The sequence below is a fragment of the Pseudomonas sp. MYb60 genome (genome assembly GCF_002979555.1).
Taxonomy (GTDB): Bacteria; Pseudomonadota; Gammaproteobacteria; order Pseudomonadales; family Pseudomonadaceae; genus Aquipseudomonas.
Window position 1 is genome coordinate 511,820 of the sequence record NZ_PCOZ01000002.1, and the last position, 19,454, is coordinate 531,273.

Consider the following 19,454-nt stretch of genomic DNA (forward strand, 5'->3'; position numbering starts at 1 on the left):
AGCCACTCTACCCTTCACGGTGTAGGCTGAAAACCGATAAGATCGCCGCAACCTGTCAGGAAAACTCACAGATGAGCCGAGACCTTCCACCGCTTAATGCCCTGCGCGCCTTTGAGGCCACTGCGCGGCTGAACAGTGTCAGTCAGGCGGCAGAGCAACTGCACGTGACCCACGGCGCGGTGAGTCGGCAGTTGAAGCTGCTTGAAGAACACCTCGGCGTGAGTCTCTTCGTCAAGGATGGGCGTGGCCTTAAACTCACAGATTCGGGCGTGCGATTGCGGGATGCCAGTGCCGATGCGTTCGAGCGGTTGCGGGATGTGTGCGCAGAGCTGACCCAGGCCAGTGCCGACGCGCCATTTGTTCTCGGCTGTTCCGGCAGTTTGCTGGCGCGCTGGCTGATCCCGCGCCTGGGCCGTTTGAATGCGGACCTACCGGCTCTGCGTCTGCATTTGTCGGCGGGCGATGGAGATCTGGATCCCCGCCGGCCCGGTCTGGACGCATTGCTGGTCTTCGCCGAACCCCCGTGGCCAGCCGACATGCAGGTGTTTGAGCTGGCCAGCGAGCGCATCGGGCCGGTGCTCAGCCCGCGTTTCGCCGGCTATGAACGCCTGCGCCAGGCCCCGGCTTCAGCCTTGTGCGGCGAAGCGTTGCTGCACACCACCTCACGCCCGCAAGCCTGGCCCAGTTGGGCGCAGCAACACGGCATCGCGCCCGACACGTTGAAACACGGCCAAGGGTTTGAGCATTTGTATTATTTGCTGGAAGCGGCGGTGGCCGGGCTGGGAGTGGCGATTGCGCCGGAGCCGCTGGTGGCCGAGGATGTGCGGGCTGGTCGCCTGGTGGCGCCTTGGGGTTTCAGCGAAACCTCGGCGCACCTGGCGCTGTGGCTGCCCAAGCGCGCCGCAGACGGGCGCGCCGGGCAACTGGCGCAGTGGCTCAAGGCTGAGCTTGAGCACCCGCCCCTTTAATCACCGCGTTTGCACAGCAGGTAAGCCGCCAGCAGGCCCAGTGCACCTACAGCGACACCGGCTGTAGTCCATGGGTGCTCTTGTGCGTAGTCCCGGGTTGCAACACTGGTTTCGCGGATTTTGACTTTGCTTTCTTCGTAGGCGTCGCTGATCAGGTGGCGGGAATGCTTGAGGGCATTCTCGGCATTGCTTTTCAGGGCCTTCAACGTTTTGCGCGACTCATCGGACGCATCGTCCTTGAGGCTTTCAAGGGATTTGAGCAGGCTCGAAATCTCGGCTTCCATGCTTTCCAGCGACGCTTTGCGTAAAGAAGTGTTGGCCATGTGGACTCTCCTGAAGTGATTGAGTGGCATGTGTAGATACCGACTGCGCCACTTTCAGAAAGTGCAGTAATTCTGAACTTTCCAGTAGGAACAGTCGCCAGAAGCAGTACGAACATTGACTGCTACGCTTGCTTAACGACCCTTAGGAGAACTGCCATGAGTGATCATCACACCTACAAGAAAGTCGAACTGGTGGGCTCGTCCACCACCAGCATCGAAGACGCCATCAACAATGCCCTGGCTGAAGCCAACAAGAGCATCAAGCACTTGGAGTGGTTTGAGGTGACTGAAACCCGCGGGCACATCAAGGACGGCAAGGCGGCGCACTTCCAAGTGACCCTCAAAGTGGGGTTCCGCATCGCCAGCAGTTGATCGCATCGGTTGAACTTTGCTAACTGGCCGATTGCCATAACCTGCGCTACAACCAATGGGTGCCGATGCTTTGCGTCGGCACGCTTTATTTGATCAGCGCAAGGAAGTAACGGATGAAGAAGTTCCTGTTTGCGGTAGGTTTGTTGAGCATTGCCGGCACCACGCTGGCGGCGGGCAAGCCTTGTGAAGAGCTGAAAAGCGAGATTGCGGCGAAAATCGACGCCAAGGGTGCTTCGGGTTATTCGCTGGAAGTGGTGGACAAAGGCGCAGCGCCGAGTGATCACACAGTGGTTGGCACCTGCGAAGGTGACACCAAGGAAATTGCCTACAAGCGCGGTTAATCCCGTGGTGCGGACAAAAAAACCGACGCAATGCGTCGGTTTTTTTTGCCTGAAGGATTCAGCTCTTCATCAAATTCGCCAGCAGCTCGTAGGAATGAATCCGATCGGCGTGTTCATACAGGTCGCAGGTGAAGATCAACTCGTCGGCGCCGGTTTGCTCCACCAACACCTCCAGTTTGGCGCGAATCTTCGCCGGACTGCCGACCATCGCCAATCCCAGGAAGCTACCCACCGCGTCCTTCTCATGGGGCAGCCACAGGCCGTCCATGGTCTTGACCGGTGGGCGCTGCACCAGGCTTTGGCCGCGCATCAACGCGAGGATGCGCTGGTACACCGAGGTGGCCAGGTACTCGGCCTGTTCGTCGGTGTCGGCGGCCACCAGCGGAATCCCGAGCATCACGTAGGGCTTGTCCAGCACGGCTGAAGGCTTGAAGTGATTGCGGTAGACGCGAATCGCCTCATGCATCAGGCGCGGTGCGAAGTGGGAAGCGAATGCGTAAGGCAACCCGCGTTCCCCCGCCAACTGCGCGCTGAACAGGCTGGAGCCCAGCAACCACACGGGCACATTAGTGCCAGTGCCCGGCACCGCGATGATGCGCTGGTCGGGAGTGCGTGGGCCGAGGTAGGCCATCAGTTCGGCGACATCTTCAGGGAATTCGTCGGCGCTGCCGGAGCGCTCGCGGCGCAGGGCGCGGGCGGTCATTTGATCGGAACCGGGGGCGCGGCCCAGGCCCAGGTCAATACGCCCGGGATAGAGGCTTTCCAGGGTGCCAAACTGCTCGGCGATCACCAGCGGTGCATGGTTGGGCAGCATCACACCGCCGGAGCCTACACGAATGGTCGAGGTGCCGCCGGCCAGGTAACCCAGCAACACCGAAGTCGCCGAGCTGGCGATACCGTCCATGTTGTGGTGTTCCGCTACCCAGAAACGGTTGTAGCCGAATTTTTCCACGTGCTGGGCCAGGTCCAAGGAATTGCGCAGCGACTGCGCGGGACTGCCGTTGGCGCGCACGGGCACCAGGTCGAGGGTCGAGAACTTTACGTCGGACAGCGATTTCATAAGCCTGCTTCTCCAAAGGGGGCGCGCAGGCTGTCAAGACGAATCAAAACCTGCCGCTTCATGTGCATGTTCTATGCAATGAGGGCATATACCCGAGATTCAAGAGTCGGCTGGAAAATTTCCTACTGAATTGCTGGGTTTCTCTTACAGTGTGAACTTTGCTGGTCCGACTATCCTCAGAACCCTTACTTACGCAAAACCACCGTTCGAGGAGACCGCTATGAGTATCGTGAAAAAAGCATCCGCGCATTGGGAAGGCGACCTGAAGACTGGCCTGGGCTCCATTTCCACGGAAACCGGCGTACTGCGCGAAGCGCCCTACGGCTTCAAGGCACGTTTCGAAGGCGGCAAGGGCACCAATCCGGAAGAGCTGATCGGTGCGGCCCATGCTGGTTGTTTCTCCATGGCCTTCTCCATGATTCTCGGTGATGCCGGGCTCAAGGCTGACAGTATCGACACCCAGGCTGAAGTGACCCTGGATCAGGTGGAGGGCGGTTTTGCGATTACCGCGGTGCACTTGATTCTCAAGGCCAAGATCCCGGGCGCGAGCCAGGCGCAGTTCGATGAATTGAGCAAAAAGGCCAAGGAAGGGTGCCCGGTGTCCAAGGTACTGAATGCCCAAATCAGCCTGGATGCGACGCTGGTCAACTGACCCCGCTGCTCAAAAAAATGTGGGAGGGGGCTTGCCCCCGATAGCGGAGAAACAGTCAGTGCACAGCTGGCTGAACCACCGCCATCGGGAGCAAGCCCCTTCCTGCATTTGGTTTTGCGTTAAGTCAGAACCAGTGTTCAGGAATTGTGGTCCTATACACAGGCAGCCTAGGCGCACATCCGTGCGCGGTGCATTCAGGGAGCTTCACCTATGAAACGTTTTGCCTTGGCGATCATCTGCGGTGTGTTGGCCACTTCGGCCGTGGCCGCGCCAAAAGATTGTGAGGAGTTGCGCAAGGAAATCGAGGTCAAGATTCAGGCGAACGCCGTGCCGTCCTACACCCTGGAGATTGTGTCCAAGGAAGAAGCCGACAAGCACGATGTGGCCATGGTCGTCGGCAGCTGTGAGAACGGTACCAAGGCCATCATCTATCAGAAGAACAACGACTGATCAGATGCAATTGACGCTGCGTTCTTCTGCCAGCAATTGGCGTGCAGAGTCATACAGGCGGATGTTCGGCGTGAATGCCAGCGAGCGTCCCTCCAGCACATAGCGCTCACCGGCCTTGAAGTGGTCGTACTGCAGCGTCATGAAGCAGGTGCGTTCGGTCGTCTGTCCCATCCCGCCAAACCCCCCGCCGGTCGGCACTTCGAAATCAAAGCGCACCATCAATTCGTGGGGCCCTGGCGGCAGTTGGAAGAAACGCCCGTCATTCAGGTTCTTGCCGTCCAGGCGTTGGGCCATGACGAGCTTTGCACCCGGCGTCGGCGTGGCGAAGTCGACCCAGGCCTGTTGCGGGTCTACCGCTGGCAAGGGGGTCGAAACGCAGGCACTGAGGGACAGGGCGATGACGGGTAGCAAGAGCTGGCGCATGGCGGGCACTCGATGAAAGAAAAGAATTGAGCCTGACAAGCCAGACCCTCTCTGAGTATAAACACCGCACGCCATGGAAAAATTCCCTGGCGAACACATCACCCAGGAGCGGTTGGGGCATGGTCAGGGGTTTTTTTCCAGGTTTGCTGGTGGTGCTGCTCAGTGGCTGTTCCAGTGTGCAGTATTACAGCCAGCTCGCGGCAGGCCAGGTGCAGTTGCTGCGGGCGCGGGAGCCGGTCGCCAAGGTGATCGCCGACACCTCCCGGCCTCAGGCATTGCGTGAGCATTTGGAGCAGTCGCAAAAAGCACGCACCTTTGCCTCTGAGCACCTACGTCTGCCAGACAACAAAAGTTATCGCTTATATGCGGACATCGGCCGCTCATACGTAGTCTGGAACGTCTTCGCCACGCAGGAATTTTCCCTTTCCCCTGAGACCCATTGCTTCCCCATCGCCGGTTGTGTCGCCTACCGCGGCTATTACAACCAGGGCGCTGCGCGCGGTGAGGCGGCGGTGTTGCGCCAGCGTGGCATGGATGTGTCGATCGGTGGCGTGGAGGCGTACTCAACCCTGGGCTGGTTCAACGATCCGATCATGAATTCCATGCTGCACTGGGGCGATGAGCGGCTGGCTACGCTGATATTTCATGAACTGGCGCACCAGCGCTTTTATGTGAAGGACGATACGGCGTTCAACGAGTCATTTGCGAGTTTTGTCGAGCAGGAAGGCACGCGACAGTGGCGTGCTGCGCGGGGCTTGGCGCCGCAGAGCCTGTCGGCGTCGAAGCAGCGCGACCAGTTTATTCAGTTGGTCCTCGATGCTCGGCAACGCTTGGGAACACTCTACGCCCAGCCGTTAACCGCTGATGCGATGCGCCAGGCCAAGGCTGCGCAGTTTGAGCGTTTGCGCAGCGAATACCGACAACTACGCGACAGCCAGTGGGGTGGAGATAACCGCTATGACGCCTGGGTCAACCAGCCCATGAACAACGCGCGGCTGCTGCCGTTCGGGCTGTATGACCAGTGGGTGCCGGCGTTTGCAGCATTGTTCGCGCAGGAAGGTGGGGATTGGGCGAAGTTTTATAAAGCGGTGGAGAAGATGGGCGGGATGCCGGAGGCGCAACGCAAAGCGGCGTTGAGGCAGTTGCAAGGGGCTTGCCTGCGATAGCTATTTTACGGCCGCCGCAAAAAAGCCTGATGCATCTCATCCAATGTTTCAAAGTGCCAGGTCGGCGCCTCGGCATTCAACTCTTCAAAACTGCCAAACCCATACCCTACCGCCGCTGAATCCAGCCCATTGCTGCGTGCGCCGATCAGGTCGTGCTTACGGTCGCCGATCATCAGCGTGCCGGCCGGGTCCAGGCCTTCTTCCTGCATCAGGTGGGCGATCAACTCGACCTTGTTGGTGCGCGTGCCATCCAGTTCGCTGCCGTAGATCACCTTGAAGTATTTGGCGAAATCGAAATGCCTGGCGATCTCGCGGGCAAATTCCCACGGTTTGGAGGTGGCCACATAGAGCTGGCGACCCTGGCTGTTCAGCGCTTCCAACAGCGGTATCACACCGTCAAACACGCGGTTTTCATACAGGCCGGTGACCTTGAAGCGCTCGCGATAGAAATTCACCGCTTGCCAGGCCTTGGCTTCATCGAAGCCATAGAACTGCATGAAGGCTTGCAGCAATGGCGGGCCGATAAAATGCTCGAGTTTGGTCAGGTCCGGCTCGTCAATGCCGAGCTTGGCGAGCGCGTACTGGATCGAGCGGGTGATGCCTTCACGCGGGTCGGTGAGGGTGCCGTCCAGGTCGAACAGCACGGTGTGGTAATGCAGGGTCATCGGTCGAATCCTTCAGCCAGGTGCAGGTCTTTGAGCTTCACGTAGTTCGCGGCGCTGTAGGTGAAAAAGGCGCGTTCCTTGTCAGTCAACGGGCGGATCTGTTTAACCGGGCTGCCCACGTACAAGAAGCCGCTTTCAAGTTTCTTGCCGGGGGGCACCAGGCTGCCAGCGCCGATGATCACGTCGTCCTCCACCACGGCGCCATCCATCACGATGCTGCCCATGCCGATCAGGATGCGGTTGCCAACCGAGCAGCCATGCAGCATGACCTTGTGGGCGATGGTCACATCGTCGCCGACCAGCAGCGGGAAACCATCAGGATTGAAGGGGCCGGCATGGGTAATGTGCAGCACGCAGCCATCCTGCACGCTGGTGCGCGCACCGATACGGATACGGTGCATGTCGCCGCGAATCACGGTCAGCGGCCATACGGAGCTGTCGGCGCCAATTTCCACGTCGCCGATCACCACCGCCGAAACATCGACAAAAGCCCCGGCGCCAAGGGTTGGCGTATGGTTCTGATAGGTGCGAAGGGTCACGATAGCCTCTCTCTCTTCTGCTGATAGCTGCGGTGGGCGTTGATTGTAATTAAGATGGCCCCATCTTTGTTCTTACATGTTTCTTCAGCCAAGGTGCCAACCGTGAGCGCGAACAACCCTCTTCTGCAGCCCTATGACCTGCCGCCGTTCTCGGCGATCCGTGCCGAGCACGTCCAGCCGGCCATCGAACAGATTCTCGCCGACAACCGTGTCGCCATCGAAGGCATCCTGCAAAGCCAGGGGAAAAATCCGACGTGGGCCGGGCTGGTGCTGGCCATGGACGAACTGAATGACCGCCTGGGCGCCGCCTGGAGCCCGGTCAGCCACCTCAACGCCGTGTGCAACAGCGCCGAACTGCGTGAAGCCTACGAAGGCTGCCTGCCGGCGTTGAGCGCCTACTCCACCGAGATGGGCCAGAACCGCGCGTTGTTCCAGGCTTTCGAAGCCCTGGCCAACAGCCCGGAAGCCGCCGGTTTCGACGTGGCGCAAAAAACCATTCTGGAACACTCCCTGCGCGACTTCCGCCTGTCGGGCATCGATTTGCCGCCGGAGCAGCAGAAGCGCTACGCCGAGGTGCAAAGCAAGCTCTCCGAACTGGGCAGCAAGTTCTCCAACCAACTGCTCGACGCCACCCAGGCCTGGACCAAACACGTCACCGATGAGACCACCCTCGCCGGCCTGACCGACTCGGCCAAGGCGCAGATGGCTGCGGCCGCCCAGTCCAAAGGCCTCGACGGTTGGCTGATCACCCTCGAGTTTCCCAGCTACTACGCAGTTATGACCTACGCCCAGGACCGCGCGCTGCGTGAAGAAGTCTACGCGGCCTACTGCACCCGTGCGTCGGACCAAGGCCCGAATGCCGGTCAGAACGACAATGGCCCGGTGATGGAACAGATCCTCGACCTGCGTCAGGAACTGGCCAGGCTCTTGGGCTATGCCTCCTTCTCCGAGCTGAGCCTGGCCACCAAGATGGCCGAGTCCAGCGACCAGGTGCTGAGCTTCCTTCGCGACCTGGCCAAGCGCAGCAAGCCGTTTGCCGCCCAGGACCTGCAACAGCTCAAGGCCTACGCCGCCGAACAAGGCTGCACCGACCTGCAAAGCTGGGACAGCGGTTTCTTCGGCGAAAAACTCCGCGAGCAGCGCTACAGCGTGTCCCAGGAAGCGCTGCGCGCCTACTTTCCGATCGACAAGGTGCTGGGCGGCCTGTTTGCCATCGTGCAACGCCTGTACGGCATCGAAATCGCCGAGCAAAAGGGCTTCGACACCTGGCACCCGGATGTACGCCTGTTCGAAATCAAGGAAAACGGCGAACATGTCGGCCGCTTCTTCTTCGACCTGTACGCCCGCGCCAACAAGCGTGGTGGCGCCTGGATGGACGGCGCGCGCGACCGTCGCCGCAAAATCGACGGCGTGCTGCAAAGCCCGGTGGCCAACCTGGTGTGCAACTTCACCCCGGCCGACAGCGGCAAGCCTGCGCTGCTGACCCACGACGAAGTGACCACCCTGTTCCACGAGTTTGGCCACGGCCTGCATCACCTGCTCACCCGTGTAGAGCATGCTGGCGTATCCGGTATCAACGGCGTCGCCTGGGATGCGGTGGAATTGCCGAGCCAGTTCATGGAGAACTGGTGCTGGGAGCCGGAAGGCCTGGCGTTGATCTCCGGCCACTATGAAACCGGTGAACCGCTGCCCCAGGACCTGCTGGAAAAAATGCTCGCGGCGAAGAACTTCCAGTCTGGCCTGATGATGGTGCGCCAGTTGGAATTCTCGTTGTTCGACTTCGAACTGCACGCTACCCACGGTGATGGTCGCAGCGTCGCCCAAGTGCTGGAAGGCGTTCGCGATGAAGTCTCGGTGATGCGTCCGCCGGCCTACAACCGCTTCCCGAACAGCTTTGCGCACATCTTTGCCGGCGGTTATGCAGCAGGGTATTACAGCTACAAGTGGGCCGAAGTGCTGTCCGCCGATGCCTTCTCCAAGTTTGAAGAAGATGGCGTGCTCAATGCCGAAACCGGCCGTGCTTTCCGCGAAGCGATCCTGGCGCGTGGCGGTTCCCAGGCGCCGATGGTGCTGTTCGTCGACTTCCGCGGACGTACGCCGTCGATTGACGCACTCTTGCGCCACAGCGGCCTGAGTGAGGACGCGGCAGCATGAGTGAAGGGCCTGTGATTACCAAGAAGCAGTTCATCGCCGGGGCGGTCTGCCCGGCGTGCAGCGAGCCGGACAAGTTGAAGATGTGGACCGAAGACAGCGTGCCGCACCGTGAGTGTGTGGCTTGCGGGTATACCGACACCCTGAATGACCAGGGTTTGTCGGTGCCTAAGGAACTGGGGACGCGGGTCAATACCTCCGCGCTGAAAGCCCCTGCCGACCCTAAGGTGCAGGCGGTGCAGTTCTTTCCTAATCCGAAGCTGAAAAAAGACTAGCCGTCTTACGCAGACCAGAGGTGGGAGGGGGCTTGCCCCCGATAGCGGTCTATCAGCCAGCGTATCTGGCAGTGGTAAACCAGCATCGGGAGCAAGCCCCCTCCCATTTTTTTTGCCCGCATTTATGCGACTTAGGTCGCTGAATCGATTGCTTACTTCCTTAGCCTGCTATCATTTGTAACCATTGATTGCCAAGCCGCTCCCGAGAAGCGGCTGGCGAGCCCGTGACCACATGATGAGGTGCCCCCATGTCTGATCAAGATCAAGACAACCCCCGGCGTGACTTTTTGCGCAAATCCTTGACCTTGATCCCCGTGGTCACGGTCGCCAGCACCGGCCTTGGCGGCTCGATGCTGATGGCGACACCTGAGCCGGCGCAGGCCGCCACGCCCAAGCCTGCCGCTGATGGAAAAGCCTACGAACCCACCTACTTCACTGCAGAAGAGTGGGCGTTTATCAACGCCGCCGTCGCGCAGTTGATCCCCGCCGATGCCCAAGGCCCTGGCGCCCTGGAAGCGGGTGTGCCGGAATACATCGACCGTCAGATGAACACGCCCTACGCCAGTGGTGCGCTGTGGTTCATGCAAGGCCCATTCAACGCTGATGCACCGCCGGAGATGGGCTGGCAAAGCAAGTTGGTGCCCAAGGATATCTACCGCCTCGGCATCGCCGCGACGGATGCCTGGTCGAAAGCGTTCAATGGTAAGGTTTTTTCTGCTCAAGACAGCGCTACCCGAGACGATATCTTGCGTCGTTTAGAGGCCGGTGGCGGTGAAGTGGCCACACACTTCGATGCCGTGCCGCCGAAAATATTCTTTAACTTGCTGCTGCAAAACACCAAGGAAGGGTTCTTCTGCGACCCTATCCACGGCGGCAACAAAGGCATGGTCGGCTGGACCATGATCGGCTTTCCCGGCGCCCGCGCCGACTTCATGGACTGGGTTGAACGCAACGAGCAATACCCCTTCCCGGCAGTTTCCATCCGCGGCGAGAGGGCATAAACGTGGCGACCATCATGAAGAAAGTAGACGCGGTGATTGTCGGCTTCGGCTGGACCGGCGCGATCATGGCCAAGGAACTGACGGAAGCCGGCCTGAACGTGGTAGCGCTGGAGCGCGGCCCGATGCAGGACACTTACCCGGACGGCAACTATCCCCAGGTCATCGACGAACTGACCTACAGCGTGCGTAAAAAACTCTTCCAGGACATCTCCAAGGAAACGGTGACTATTCGCCACAGTGTGAAGGACGTCGCTCTGCCCAACCGTCAGTTGGGTGCGTTCCTGCCGGGCAATGGCGTCGGCGGTGCCGGCCTGCACTGGTCGGGTGTGCATTTCCGGGTCGACCCGATCGAATTGCGCATGCGCAGCCATTACGAAGAGCGCTACGGCAAGCACTTCATCCCCAAGGACATGACCATCCAGGACTTCGGCGTCAGCTATGAAGAGCTGGAACCGTTCTTCGACTATGCCGAAAAAGTCTTCGGCACCTCCGGCCAGGCCTGGACCGTCAAAGGCCAGTTGGTGGGCGAAGGCCGTGGCGGCAACCCGTATGCGCCGGATCGCTCCAACCCGTTTCCACTGGAAGCACAGAAAAATACCGTGTCCGCACAGCTGTTTCAGAAAGCGGCTGCGGAAGTCGGCTACAAACCCTACAACCTGCCGTCGGCGAATACCTCGGGGCCGTACACCAACCCCTATGGCGCGCAGATGGGCCCGTGCAACTTCTGCGGCTTTTGCAGCGGCTACGTGTGCTACATGTATTCCAAGGCGTCGCCGAACGTGAACATCCTGCCGGCGCTGCGCCAGGTGCCGAATTTTGAACTGCGGCCCAACTCCCACGTGCTCAAGGTCAACCTCGACAGCACCAAGAGCAAGGCCACCGGTGTGACCTACATCGATGCCCAGGGCCGTGAGTGCGAGCAGCCGGCGGACCTGGTGATCCTCGGTGCGTTCCAGTTCCACAACGTGCGCTTGATGCTGCTGTCGGGCATCGGCAAACCCTACGACCCGGTCACCAACGAAGGTGTGGTGGGGCGCAACTTTGCCTACCAGAACATGGCGACCATCAAGGCGTTCTTCGACAAGGACACCCACACCAACAACTTCATCGGCGCGGGCGGCAACGGCGTGGCGATGGATGACTTCAACGCCGACAACTTCGATCACGGGCCCCATGGCTTTGTGGGCGGCTCGCCGATGTGGGTCAACCAGGCCGGCAGTCGGCCGATTGCCGGCACGTCCAACCCGCCGGGCACGCCGGCGTGGGGCAGCGCCTGGAAGCGCGCCACGGCTGATTACTACACCCACCAGGTGTCGATGGATGCCCACGGCGCCCATCAGTCCTACCGGGGCAACTACCTTGATCTGGATCCGGTGTACCGTGATTCCTACGGTCTGCCTCTGCTGCGGATGACCTTCGACTGGCAGGAAAACGACATCAAGATGAACCGCTTCATGGTCGAGAAAATGGGCAAGGTCGCCGAGGCGATGAACCCCAAGGCGATTGCCGTACTCGGCAAAAAAGTCGGCGAGCACTTCAACACCGCGTCGTACCAGACCACCCACCTCAACGGCGGCGCGATCATGGGCACCGACCCGAAGACCAGCGCGTTGAACCGCTATTTGCAGTGCTGGGACGTACACAACGTGTTTGTTCCAGGCGCATCCGCGTTCCCGCAAGGCTTGGGCTACAACCCTACGGGCCTGGTGGCGGCGTTGACCTATTGGTCGGCGCGGGCGATCCGCGAGCAGTACCTGAAAAACCCCGGCCCACTGGTTCAGGCATAAGGAGCGATGACCATGAAAGCATTTGTTATCGCCTCCCTGGCATTCTTCAGCAGTTGCTCGGTAAGCGCGGCTGAAACCGACCTGGTCAAGCAGGGCGAATACCTGGCCCGCGCCGGTGACTGCGTGGCCTGCCACACCGCCAAGGGCGGCAAGCCGTTTGCCGGTGGCTTGCCAATGGAAACGCCGATTGGCGTGATCTATTCCACCAACATTACCCCGGACAAGACCGGCCTGGGCGACTACAGCTTCGAAGACTTCGACAAGGCCGTGCGCCATGGCGTCGCCAAAAGCGGTAGTACGCTTTACCCGGCGATGCCCTACCCGTCTTACGCACGTGTCAGCGAAAGCGACATGCAGGCGCTGTATGCGTACTTCATGAAGGGCGTGGAGCCCGTCGCCCAAGAGAACAAGCCCAGCGATATTCCCTGGCCGCTGAGCATGCGCTGGCCGCTGGCGGCGTGGCGCTGGATGTTTGCACCTGAGGTCGCGGACTACCAGGCAGCGGCGGGTGCCGATCCGGTGATCAGCCGGGGTGCCTACCTGGTGGAAGGCCTCGGCCACTGCGGCGCGTGCCACACCCCCCGTGCCCTGACCATGCAGGAAAAATCCCTGAGCGCCGCGGACGGCAACACGTTCCTGTCCGGCAGTGCGCCGCTGGAAGGCTGGATCGCCAAAAGCCTGCGCGGCGACCACAAGGACGGCCTCGGCAGTTGGAGCGAGGAGCAGTTGGTGCAGTTCCTCAAGACCGGCCGCAGTGACCGCAGCGCGGTGTTTGGTGGCATGAGCGATGTTGTCGTCCACAGCATGCAGTACATGTCGGAAAAAGACCTGACGGCTATCGCCCGATACCTCAAGAGCCTGCCGGCGGTAGACCCCAAGGATCAGCCTCACCAGTACGACAAGCAGGTGGCCGAGGCGTTGTGGAAAGGCGATGACAGCAAGCCGGGGGCGTCGGTGTATATCGATAACTGCGCGGCCTGCCACCGTACCGATGGGCATGGCTACACGCGGGTGTTCCCGGCGCTGGCAGGTAACCCGGTGCTGCAGACGGCGGATGCTACGTCGTTGATCAACATCGTGTTGAACGGTGGCACCTTGCCGGCCACCCATGCAGCGCCGTCCACCTTTACCATGCCGGCGTTCGCCTGGCGTCTGTCGGATCAGGAAGTGGCGGATGTGGTCAGCTTCATCCGTGGCAGCTGGGGCAATAAGGGCGAGCCGGTCAAGGCCAGTGATGTGGCGGACTTGCGCAAGAGCGATCTGCGCACGACCTCGGGTGATGACCTCGGGCAAGTGACACAGAAGCACTGATCCCGGCTGACCGCTGAACGGCACTGGTCAAAAACCCTGCGCCTCGATACTGTATATAAAAACAGTATCGAGGCATTTTCATGTCTACTCCGCTGCCGCCCCGTGGCCGGGGCACGGCCACCAATCTGCACAACCGTTTCGCGCCCACGGTCAGCGTGGTCGAGGACGACGGATGGTTCCAGGAAGTGCCGCCGACCCAGGGCACCGAGGTGCGCATAGAGACGGCCAAGACCATCATCACCCGCAACAACTCGCCCGACCTGCCCTTCGACCGTTCGATCAATCCCTATCGCGGCTGCGAGCACGGTTGCATCTACTGCTATGCGCGGCCCAGCCATGCCTATTGGGACATGTCGCCGGGACTGGATTTCGAGACCAGACTGATCGCCAAGACCAACGCCGCCAATGTGCTGGAGCAGCAGTTGTCGAAGCCGGGCTATGTGTGTGCGCCGATCAACCTGGGCTCCAATACCGACCCGTACCAGCCGATCGAGCGCGATTACAAGATCACCCGGCAAACCCTGCAAGTGCTGCTGCGGTATCGGCACCCGGTGACCATCATCACCAAGGGTTCGCTGATCCTGCGTGACCTGGATTTGCTCACGGAGCTGGCGAGTCAAAAGCTGGTGGCCGTGATGATCAGCCTCACCAGCCTGGACGACGAGCTCAAGCGCATTCTGGAACCGCGCACGGCAGCGCCCAAGGCGCGGTTGCGGGCGATCCGGGTGATGCGCGAAGCAGGCATTCCAGTGGGCGTGCTGTGCTCGCCGATGATCCCGATGATCAACGACAGCGAACTGGAAAGCCTGCTCACCGAGGCCCACGCTGCGGGTGCGCAGAGTGCGGCGTACATGATGTTGCGCCTGCCCCTGGAAGTGGCGCCGTTGTTCGAGGAGTGGCTGGCGGCGCATTACCCGCAACGTGCCGCCCATGTGATGAGCCTGGTACGCCAGGTACGGGGTGGCGAGGTATACGACAGCCGCTTCGGCGTGCGCATGCGCGGTGAAGGGCCGTTTGCCGATCTGCTGGCCCAGCGCTTCAGCAAGGCGATCAAGCGGCTGGGGATGGATCGGCGGGAGGGGTTCAACCTGGATTGCACGGCATTCTGTCCACCGGGCAGACAGATGGCATTGTTGTAAACTGATGGGGCGTGCGCACCTTTCTTGTAGGAGTAGTCGCGTTTTGACATCACTGAAACCCGCGATCTAGAGCGGTTCATTCAGTTTGAGTTAAGTTTCGACGGTTACTTTGTTCAGCGAGTGACTGACGAGTCGGTAACCGGGTCTGTGGTTTTTACAACTATTCCACTGGCCTGGCGTCGAACTGACCTGAAAACTCCCCTGCATAATTCAAGAGGATGAATCCATGAGTGATAAGGATAAACAGCCGTTGGCTGCGTCGGCTCCAGCCCCTCAGGTGGCGGAAAGCGCCGATGCAGCGCTGCAGCATATCGTTGACGGTTTTTTGCATTTCCATCACGACGTCTTCCCTCAGCAGGAAGAACTGTTCAAGAAACTCGCTACGGCCCAAAGCCCGCGTGCGATGTTCATTACCTGTGCCGACTCGCGCATCGTGCCAGAGCTGATCACCCAGAGCTCGCCGGGTGATCTGTTCGTGACCCGTAACGTCGGCAACGTGGTCCCGCCCTACGGCCAGATGAACGGCGGTGTATCCACAGCCATCGAGTACGCGGTACTCGCCTTGGGCGTGCAGCACATTATCGTCTGCGGGCACTCCGATTGCGGCGCCATGCGTGCGGTGCTCAACCCGGACAGCCTGGAGAAGATGCCGACGGTCAAGGCCTGGTTGCGTCACGCCGAGGTCGCCAAGGCCATGGTCCATGACAACTGCGACTGCGCCAACGAAGGCGAGAGCATGAAGGTGCTGACCGAAGAAAACGTCATCGCCCAGTTGCAACATTTGCGCACCCACCCTTCTGTGGCTTCGCGCATGGCTAATGGTCAGTTGTTTATCCATGGGTGGATCTACAACATCGAGACCAGCGAAATCCGTGCCTATGACGCGGATCAATCGGCATTCCGACCGCTGGGCGGCGAAGGCCCGATCCCTTCGGCGACGCCTAAAGCGCGCTTCTAAAACACTTCCCTGCCGGGTAAAGCGGTGGCTGCCATGGATGCAGCCAGGCTTTGCCGCGCCCGGCGAATGCCTCGGGAGAGTCATCATGCGTGCTGCTCAATTGAAAGCTGTATTGCCACGGGAGCTGCTCGCCTCGGTGGTTGTGTTTCTGGTCGCCCTGCCCTTGTGCATGGGGATCGCAATCGCATCCGGGATGCCGCCGGCGAAGGGCTTGATCACCGGGATCATCGGTGGCCTGGTGGTGGGCTGGTTGGCGGGGTCGCCGCTGCAGGTCAGCGGTCCGGCGGCCGGTTTGGCGGTGCTGGTGTTCGAGCTGGTGCGTCAACACGGCATGCTGATGCTTGGCCCGATCCTGTTGCTGGCGGGCTTTCTGCAACTGGTGGCCGGGCGTCTGCGACTGGGCTGCTGGTTTCGCGTCACGGCACCGGCAGTGGTGTACGGCATGCTCGCGGGGATTGGCGTGCTGATCGTGCTGTCGCAGATCCACGTGATGCTCGACGGCGCGCCCAAGCCTTCGGGGCTCGATAACCTGGCCGGGTTCCCGGCGGCGGTGGCGCAAGCCATTCCAAGCCTGGGCTGGCAGGCCGGCTTGCTCGGGCTATCGACCATGCTGGTCATGTACCTGTGGGACAAGTTGCGCCCGCACAGCTTGCGCTTCGTGCCTGGCGCGTTGTTGGGCGTGGGCCTGACCACGGTGGTCAGCCTGGTGCTGGCCTTGCAGGTCAAGCGCGTGGAGGTCCCGGAAAACCTGGCCGACGCCATCGATTGGCTGCGGCCCAGTGACTTGCTGAACCTGGCCGACCCACAACTGCTGATCGCCGCCTTCGCCGTGGCCTTTATCGCCAGCGCCGAAACCTTGCTCTCGGCCGCCGCGGTGGACCGTATGCACAGCGGCCAGCGTTCTGATTTCGACAAGGAATTGTCCGCCCAAGGTGTAGGCAACATGCTCTGTGGTCTGGTCGGTGCACTGCCGATGACCGGCGTGATCGTACGCAGTTCGGCTAACGTGCAGGCCGGTGCCACCACGCGGCTGTCGGCGATGTTCCACGGCTTGTGGTTGCTGGCGTTCGTGCTGTTGCTGTCGAGTGTGCTGCAAAGCATCCCGGTGGCGAGCCTGGCCGGCGTGCTGGTGTACACCGGTATCAAGCTGGTGGACCTCAAGGCATTCAAGGCGCTGGGGCGTTACGGGCGGATGCCGATGTTCACTTATGCGGCCACAGCCTTGGCGATCATCTTCACCGACTTGCTGACGGGCGTGCTGGTGGGCTTCGGGCTGACGCTGCTCAAGCTGGCCTTCAAGGCTTCGCGGCTGAAAGTCAGCCTGATCGACCTGCCTCAAGACGGAGAGATGGAGTTGCGCCTGACCGGTGCGGCGACGTTCCTGAAAGTACCGGCATTGACCCAGGTGCTGTCGACGGTGCCGGCGGGGAGTACCGTGCATGTGCCGTTGAGCAACTTGAGCTATATCGACCATTCCTGCCTGGAGTTGCTGGAGGAGTGGGGGCGTGCCAATGCGGCGAAGGGCTCGACGTTGGTGATCGAAGCGCGTGGGTTGAAGCGCCGTCTGGAAGGTCGGGTGCGGACGACGACGGGGATAGGTTCCGCGCCATCCACCACCTGACGGAACCGGATCAACAATGTGGAAGCGGGCAAGCCCGGCTCCCACATTGGTTCTGCCGATCGCTCGAGCGTCAGGCAGGCTGATCCAGCGCCAACTCAACCCCCAACTGGCGCGACAGGCACGGCCAGCGCTTCCACGCCGCTTCCGTGTCCGGGCTCTTCAACTGTTCGCGGTAAGCCTCCACCGATTCCAGCGCAAAGCTGTCTTCGTTGAGCATTTCATCGACCGCGTGGTGCACCGCCTCATCCAGCTGATTGGCGAAATCTTCACCGATCAGTTGGTGGGCAATCACGTTGGCCACAGTGGTATCAGCTGGAATCAGTGGCTGGCCGAAATGCTTGATGTACAGATCGTTCACTTCTTCCACCAGACGATGGGCCAGGTAGGCCTCATCCAGCAGGCCGTCGAGCCCTTCATGCCCGGCCAGGATCGCGGGCGGTTGCAGGAAGAATTGCTCGGCAATCTTCAGCACCGGCTTGATCTGGCTTTCGATGCCGGCCTCGCGGGCCACGTCGTTGGCAGCGTCCAGCAGGTCCGGTACGAGGTCGATGTAGGCGGTCACGAAGCGAGTCATGACAATGTTGCGATCACCGTCAGCCAGGGAGATGGCCGAATGCAGGTGCGGCAATTGGGATTCCAGTTGCTGGGCAAGCTGGCCCGTGCTGGCTTCGTGTTGATGGGCACGGGAAATCTGCTCGCGCAATGCGGCGGTGTTCATGAGGGCTCCAGTGAAACAGGCGTAAGAAAAGGAAGACGATAAGGTAGCTCGTTTAAACGAGCGCCTCAGACGCATTTGTCATAATTATTTCATGGTTATGCGTGTGCGTTATATCGAAACGCCATCGTTCGTCGGATAAACGATTCCGCACCCGGTTTTATTAGCTGAAAACCTTCATTTTTGCTGATTTGACCCTACACATTGCGGGGTTGCAGTCCCTGTCTATACTCGGATTTGTACGCGATTAGCTGATGACGCCAGACTGCATAAGCAGGCAAGGCTAAGCGGTTGTTAGCAGTATGGAGAGCCGCTCCCTTCGACGCAGGTGCAAACCGGCGGGATAACAAGAACGATAAGGGGAACCCGCAATGATGCGACATCCACACGTTTGGATGGGCCTCCTGTTGTGGTCGGTATTCGGCCAGGCGCACGCCGCCTGGACAACGAATATGGCGCCAGGGGCGACTGAAGTCAGTCACGCTGTGTTTGACCTGCACATGACCATTTTCTGGATCTGTGTGGTGATCGGCATCATCGTGTTTGGCGCGATGTTCTGGTCGATGATGGTGCACCGACGCTCCACCGGCCAGGTCGCTGCCCGGTTCCACGAGAGCACGACCGTGGAAATCCTCTGGACCGTGGTGCCCTTGTTGATCCTTGTGGCGATGGCCATCCCGGCGACCAAGACCCTGATCAATATCTACGACAGCAGTGAGTCGGATATCGATATTCAGGTCACCGGCTACCAGTGGAAATGGCACTACAAATACCTGGGCCAGGACGTCGAGTTCTTCAGCAACCTGGCCACCCCCGCCGAGCAGATTCATAACCAGGCCACCAAGGGCGAACACTACTTGCTGGAAGTCGACCAGCCGCTGGTGCTGCCGGTGGGCGCCAAGGTGCGCTTCCTGGTGACCGCCGCCGACGTGATCCATTCCTGGTGGGTGCCGGCGTTTGCGGTCAAGCGCGACGCCATACCCGGCTTCGTCAACGAAGCCTGGACTCGGGTCGAGAAGCCCGGCATCTACCGTGGCCAGTGCGCCGAGCTGTGCGGCAAGGACCACGGCTTCATGCCGATCGTGGTTGAGGTCAAGTCCAAGGCCGACTACGAAACCTGGCTTGGCGAGCGCAAGGAAGAAGCCGCCAAACTCAAGGAATTGACCTCCAAGGAGTGGACGCTTGAAGAACTGGTGGCCCGTGGCGACAAGGTCTACCACACCACCTGCGTGGCCTGTCACCAGGCCGAGGGCCAGGGCCTGCCGCCGATGTTCCCGGCGCTCAAGGGCTCGAAAATCGCCACCGGGCCTGCGGCCGATCACCTGGGCATCGTCTATCACGGCAAGCCGGGCACCGCGATGGCGGCCTTCGGCAAACAGCTTTCTGAAGTCGATATCGCCGCCGTGGTCACTTACGAGCGCAATGCCTGGGGCAACAACAAAGGCGACATGGTCACGCCTAAAGACGTGCTGGCCATCAAGCAGGCGGAAAGCAAATGACCTATTCCAAGGCGTTTAACTCGACCCGCCGCGCCCAC

The 19,454-nt window shown here is 60.6% G+C and carries 21 protein-coding genes; 15 read left to right on the forward strand and 6 right to left on the reverse strand.

Annotated elements, in window-relative coordinates:
• The first annotated feature begins 71 nt into the window (after positions 1-71).
• Positions 72-968, forward strand: coding sequence for a LysR family transcriptional regulator (locus tag CQ041_RS05185; protein ID WP_105521398.1), 897 nt, complete (start codon positions 72-74; stop codon positions 966-968).
• Here CQ041_RS05185 and CQ041_RS05190 read toward each other — a convergent pair.
• A complete protein-coding gene (locus tag CQ041_RS05190) occupies positions 965-1,291 on the reverse strand; it encodes a YqjD family protein (RefSeq protein WP_032885107.1) in 327 nt (108 codons plus the stop codon). The genes CQ041_RS05185 and CQ041_RS05190 overlap by 4 nt on opposite strands.
• Positions 1,292-1,447: 156 nt before the next feature.
• Between CQ041_RS05190 and CQ041_RS05195 the strand changes: the two genes are divergently transcribed.
• The gene (locus CQ041_RS05195; RefSeq protein ID WP_005783406.1) at positions 1,448-1,663 is read left to right on the forward strand and encodes a dodecin; all 216 of its coding nucleotides are present in this window, start codon (positions 1,448-1,450) and stop codon (positions 1,661-1,663) included.
• A gap of 113 nt (positions 1,664-1,776) precedes the next feature.
• Entirely contained in the window at positions 1,777-2,004 is a 228-nt protein-coding gene (locus CQ041_RS05200) for a DUF1161 domain-containing protein (RefSeq protein WP_105521399.1), read from the forward strand.
• Between the two features lie 58 nt (positions 2,005-2,062).
• Here the strand turns inward: CQ041_RS05200 and CQ041_RS05205 are convergent, their stop codons facing one another.
• Complete coding sequence (locus tag CQ041_RS05205; RefSeq protein WP_105521400.1) at positions 2,063-3,064, reverse strand: LLM class flavin-dependent oxidoreductase; 1,002 nt, start codon at positions 3,062-3,064, stop codon at positions 2,063-2,065.
• Positions 3,065-3,284: 220 nt separating this feature from the next.
• Between CQ041_RS05205 and CQ041_RS05210 the strand changes: the two genes are divergently transcribed.
• Positions 3,285-3,716: an OsmC family protein gene (locus CQ041_RS05210; RefSeq protein ID WP_105521401.1), complete on the forward strand. Its 432-nt coding sequence runs from the start codon at positions 3,285-3,287 to the stop codon at positions 3,714-3,716.
• Positions 3,717-3,926: 210 nt separating this feature from the next.
• Entirely contained in the window at positions 3,927-4,166 is a 240-nt protein-coding gene (locus CQ041_RS05215) for a DUF1161 domain-containing protein (RefSeq protein WP_017734725.1), read from the forward strand.
• Here CQ041_RS05215 and CQ041_RS05220 read toward each other — a convergent pair whose 3' ends face one another.
• Positions 4,167-4,589: a hypothetical protein gene (locus CQ041_RS05220; protein WP_105521402.1), complete on the reverse strand. Its 423-nt coding sequence runs from the start codon at positions 4,587-4,589 to the stop codon at positions 4,167-4,169.
• Between the two features lie 119 nt (positions 4,590-4,708).
• On the opposite strand from CQ041_RS05220, the gene CQ041_RS05225 reads away from it, so the two are divergent.
• Complete coding sequence (locus CQ041_RS05225; protein WP_105521403.1) at positions 4,709-5,755, forward strand: aminopeptidase; 1,047 nt, start codon at positions 4,709-4,711, stop codon at positions 5,753-5,755.
• 5 nt (positions 5,756-5,760) lie between these two features.
• On the opposite strand, the gene CQ041_RS05230 is transcribed toward CQ041_RS05225, so the two are convergent.
• Both CQ041_RS05230 and CQ041_RS05235 read right to left on the reverse strand, forming a co-directional pair.
• Entirely contained in the window at positions 5,761-6,420 is a 660-nt protein-coding gene (locus CQ041_RS05230) for an HAD family hydrolase (protein ID WP_105521404.1), read from the reverse strand.
• Positions 6,417-6,959, reverse strand: coding sequence for a gamma carbonic anhydrase family protein (locus CQ041_RS05235; RefSeq protein WP_105521405.1), 543 nt, complete (start codon positions 6,957-6,959; stop codon positions 6,417-6,419). The genes CQ041_RS05230 and CQ041_RS05235 overlap by 4 nt, the downstream gene beginning before the upstream one ends.
• Positions 6,960-7,013: 54 nt before the next feature.
• On the opposite strand from CQ041_RS05235, the gene prlC reads away from it, so the two are divergent.
• The 8 genes from prlC to CQ041_RS05275 all read left to right on the forward strand — a co-directional run bounded on the left by prlC (position 7,014) and on the right by CQ041_RS05275 (position 17,202).
• Positions 7,014-9,113: an oligopeptidase A gene (prlC, locus tag CQ041_RS05240; protein ID WP_177429350.1), complete on the forward strand. Its 2,100-nt coding sequence runs from the start codon at positions 7,014-7,016 to the stop codon at positions 9,111-9,113.
• Complete coding sequence (locus tag CQ041_RS05245; protein WP_017528719.1) at positions 9,110-9,385, forward strand: YheV family putative zinc ribbon protein; 276 nt, start codon at positions 9,110-9,112, stop codon at positions 9,383-9,385. Before prlC ends, CQ041_RS05245 begins: the two co-directional genes overlap by 4 nt.
• A gap of 248 nt (positions 9,386-9,633) precedes the next feature.
• Positions 9,634-10,386, forward strand: coding sequence for a gluconate 2-dehydrogenase subunit 3 family protein (locus CQ041_RS05250; RefSeq protein WP_105521407.1), 753 nt, complete (start codon positions 9,634-9,636; stop codon positions 10,384-10,386).
• A gap of 2 nt (positions 10,387-10,388) precedes the next feature.
• On the forward strand, positions 10,389-12,173 hold the full coding sequence (locus CQ041_RS05255; RefSeq protein ID WP_105521408.1) for a GMC family oxidoreductase: 1,785 nt from the start codon (positions 10,389-10,391) through the stop codon (positions 12,171-12,173).
• A 12-nt stretch (positions 12,174-12,185) separates the two neighbouring features.
• Positions 12,186-13,484: a cytochrome c gene (locus tag CQ041_RS05260; RefSeq protein ID WP_105521409.1), complete on the forward strand. Its 1,299-nt coding sequence runs from the start codon at positions 12,186-12,188 to the stop codon at positions 13,482-13,484.
• An 80-nt stretch (positions 13,485-13,564) separates the two neighbouring features.
• A complete protein-coding gene (locus CQ041_RS05265) occupies positions 13,565-14,623 on the forward strand; it encodes a PA0069 family radical SAM protein (protein ID WP_105521410.1) in 1,059 nt (352 codons plus the stop codon).
• A gap of 226 nt (positions 14,624-14,849) precedes the next feature.
• The gene (locus tag CQ041_RS05270) at positions 14,850-15,581 is read left to right on the forward strand and encodes a carbonic anhydrase (protein WP_105521411.1); all 732 of its coding nucleotides are present in this window, start codon (positions 14,850-14,852) and stop codon (positions 15,579-15,581) included.
• An 85-nt stretch (positions 15,582-15,666) separates the two neighbouring features.
• Positions 15,667-17,202 carry a SulP family inorganic anion transporter gene (locus CQ041_RS05275; RefSeq protein ID WP_105521412.1) on the forward strand — a complete coding sequence of 512 codons (1,536 nt, stop codon included), beginning with the start codon at positions 15,667-15,669 and terminating at the stop codon, positions 17,200-17,202.
• Between the two features lie 70 nt (positions 17,203-17,272).
• On the opposite strand, the gene CQ041_RS05280 is transcribed toward CQ041_RS05275, so the two are convergent.
• Positions 17,273-17,920, reverse strand: coding sequence for a hypothetical protein (locus CQ041_RS05280; RefSeq protein ID WP_105521413.1), 648 nt, complete (start codon positions 17,918-17,920; stop codon positions 17,273-17,275).
• 368 nt (positions 17,921-18,288) lie between these two features.
• Between CQ041_RS05280 and coxB the strand changes: the two genes are divergently transcribed.
• A complete protein-coding gene (gene coxB, locus CQ041_RS05285; protein ID WP_105521414.1) occupies positions 18,289-19,416 on the forward strand; it encodes a cytochrome c oxidase subunit II in 1,128 nt (375 codons plus the stop codon).
• The last annotated feature ends 38 nt before the right edge of the window (positions 19,417-19,454 follow it).

Coding starts and splice junctions, on each gene's coding strand:
- CQ041_RS05185 (WP_105521398.1), top strand. CDS start 72: ATGAGCCGAGACCTTCCACCGCTTAATGCCCTGCGCGCCTTTGAGGCC.
- CQ041_RS05190 (WP_032885107.1), bottom strand. CDS start 1,291: ATGGCCAACACTTCTTTACGCAAAGCGTCGCTGGAAAGCATGGAAGCC.
- CQ041_RS05195 (WP_005783406.1), top strand. CDS start 1,448: ATGAGTGATCATCACACCTACAAGAAAGTCGAACTGGTGGGCTCGTCC.
- CQ041_RS05200 (WP_105521399.1), top strand. CDS start 1,777: ATGAAGAAGTTCCTGTTTGCGGTAGGTTTGTTGAGCATTGCCGGCACC.
- CQ041_RS05205 (WP_105521400.1), bottom strand. CDS start 3,064: ATGAAATCGCTGTCCGACGTAAAGTTCTCGACCCTCGACCTGGTGCCC.
- CQ041_RS05210 (WP_105521401.1), top strand. CDS start 3,285: ATGAGTATCGTGAAAAAAGCATCCGCGCATTGGGAAGGCGACCTGAAG.
- CQ041_RS05215 (WP_017734725.1), top strand. CDS start 3,927: ATGAAACGTTTTGCCTTGGCGATCATCTGCGGTGTGTTGGCCACTTCG.
- CQ041_RS05220 (WP_105521402.1), bottom strand. CDS start 4,589: ATGCGCCAGCTCTTGCTACCCGTCATCGCCCTGTCCCTCAGTGCCTGC.
- CQ041_RS05225 (WP_105521403.1), top strand. CDS start 4,709: ATGGTCAGGGGTTTTTTTCCAGGTTTGCTGGTGGTGCTGCTCAGTGGC.
- CQ041_RS05230 (WP_105521404.1), bottom strand. CDS start 6,420: ATGACCCTGCATTACCACACCGTGCTGTTCGACCTGGACGGCACCCTC.
- prlC (WP_177429350.1), top strand. CDS start 7,014: ATGGCCCCATCTTTGTTCTTACATGTTTCTTCAGCCAAGGTGCCAACC.
- CQ041_RS05245 (WP_017528719.1), top strand. CDS start 9,110: ATGAGTGAAGGGCCTGTGATTACCAAGAAGCAGTTCATCGCCGGGGCG.
- CQ041_RS05250 (WP_105521407.1), top strand. CDS start 9,634: ATGTCTGATCAAGATCAAGACAACCCCCGGCGTGACTTTTTGCGCAAA.
- CQ041_RS05260 (WP_105521409.1), top strand. CDS start 12,186: ATGAAAGCATTTGTTATCGCCTCCCTGGCATTCTTCAGCAGTTGCTCG.
- CQ041_RS05265 (WP_105521410.1), top strand. CDS start 13,565: ATGTCTACTCCGCTGCCGCCCCGTGGCCGGGGCACGGCCACCAATCTG.
- CQ041_RS05270 (WP_105521411.1), top strand. CDS start 14,850: ATGAGTGATAAGGATAAACAGCCGTTGGCTGCGTCGGCTCCAGCCCCT.
- CQ041_RS05275 (WP_105521412.1), top strand. CDS start 15,667: ATGCGTGCTGCTCAATTGAAAGCTGTATTGCCACGGGAGCTGCTCGCC.
- CQ041_RS05280 (WP_105521413.1), bottom strand. CDS start 17,920: ATGAACACCGCCGCATTGCGCGAGCAGATTTCCCGTGCCCATCAACAC.
- coxB (WP_105521414.1), top strand. CDS start 18,289: ATGATGCGACATCCACACGTTTGGATGGGCCTCCTGTTGTGGTCGGTA.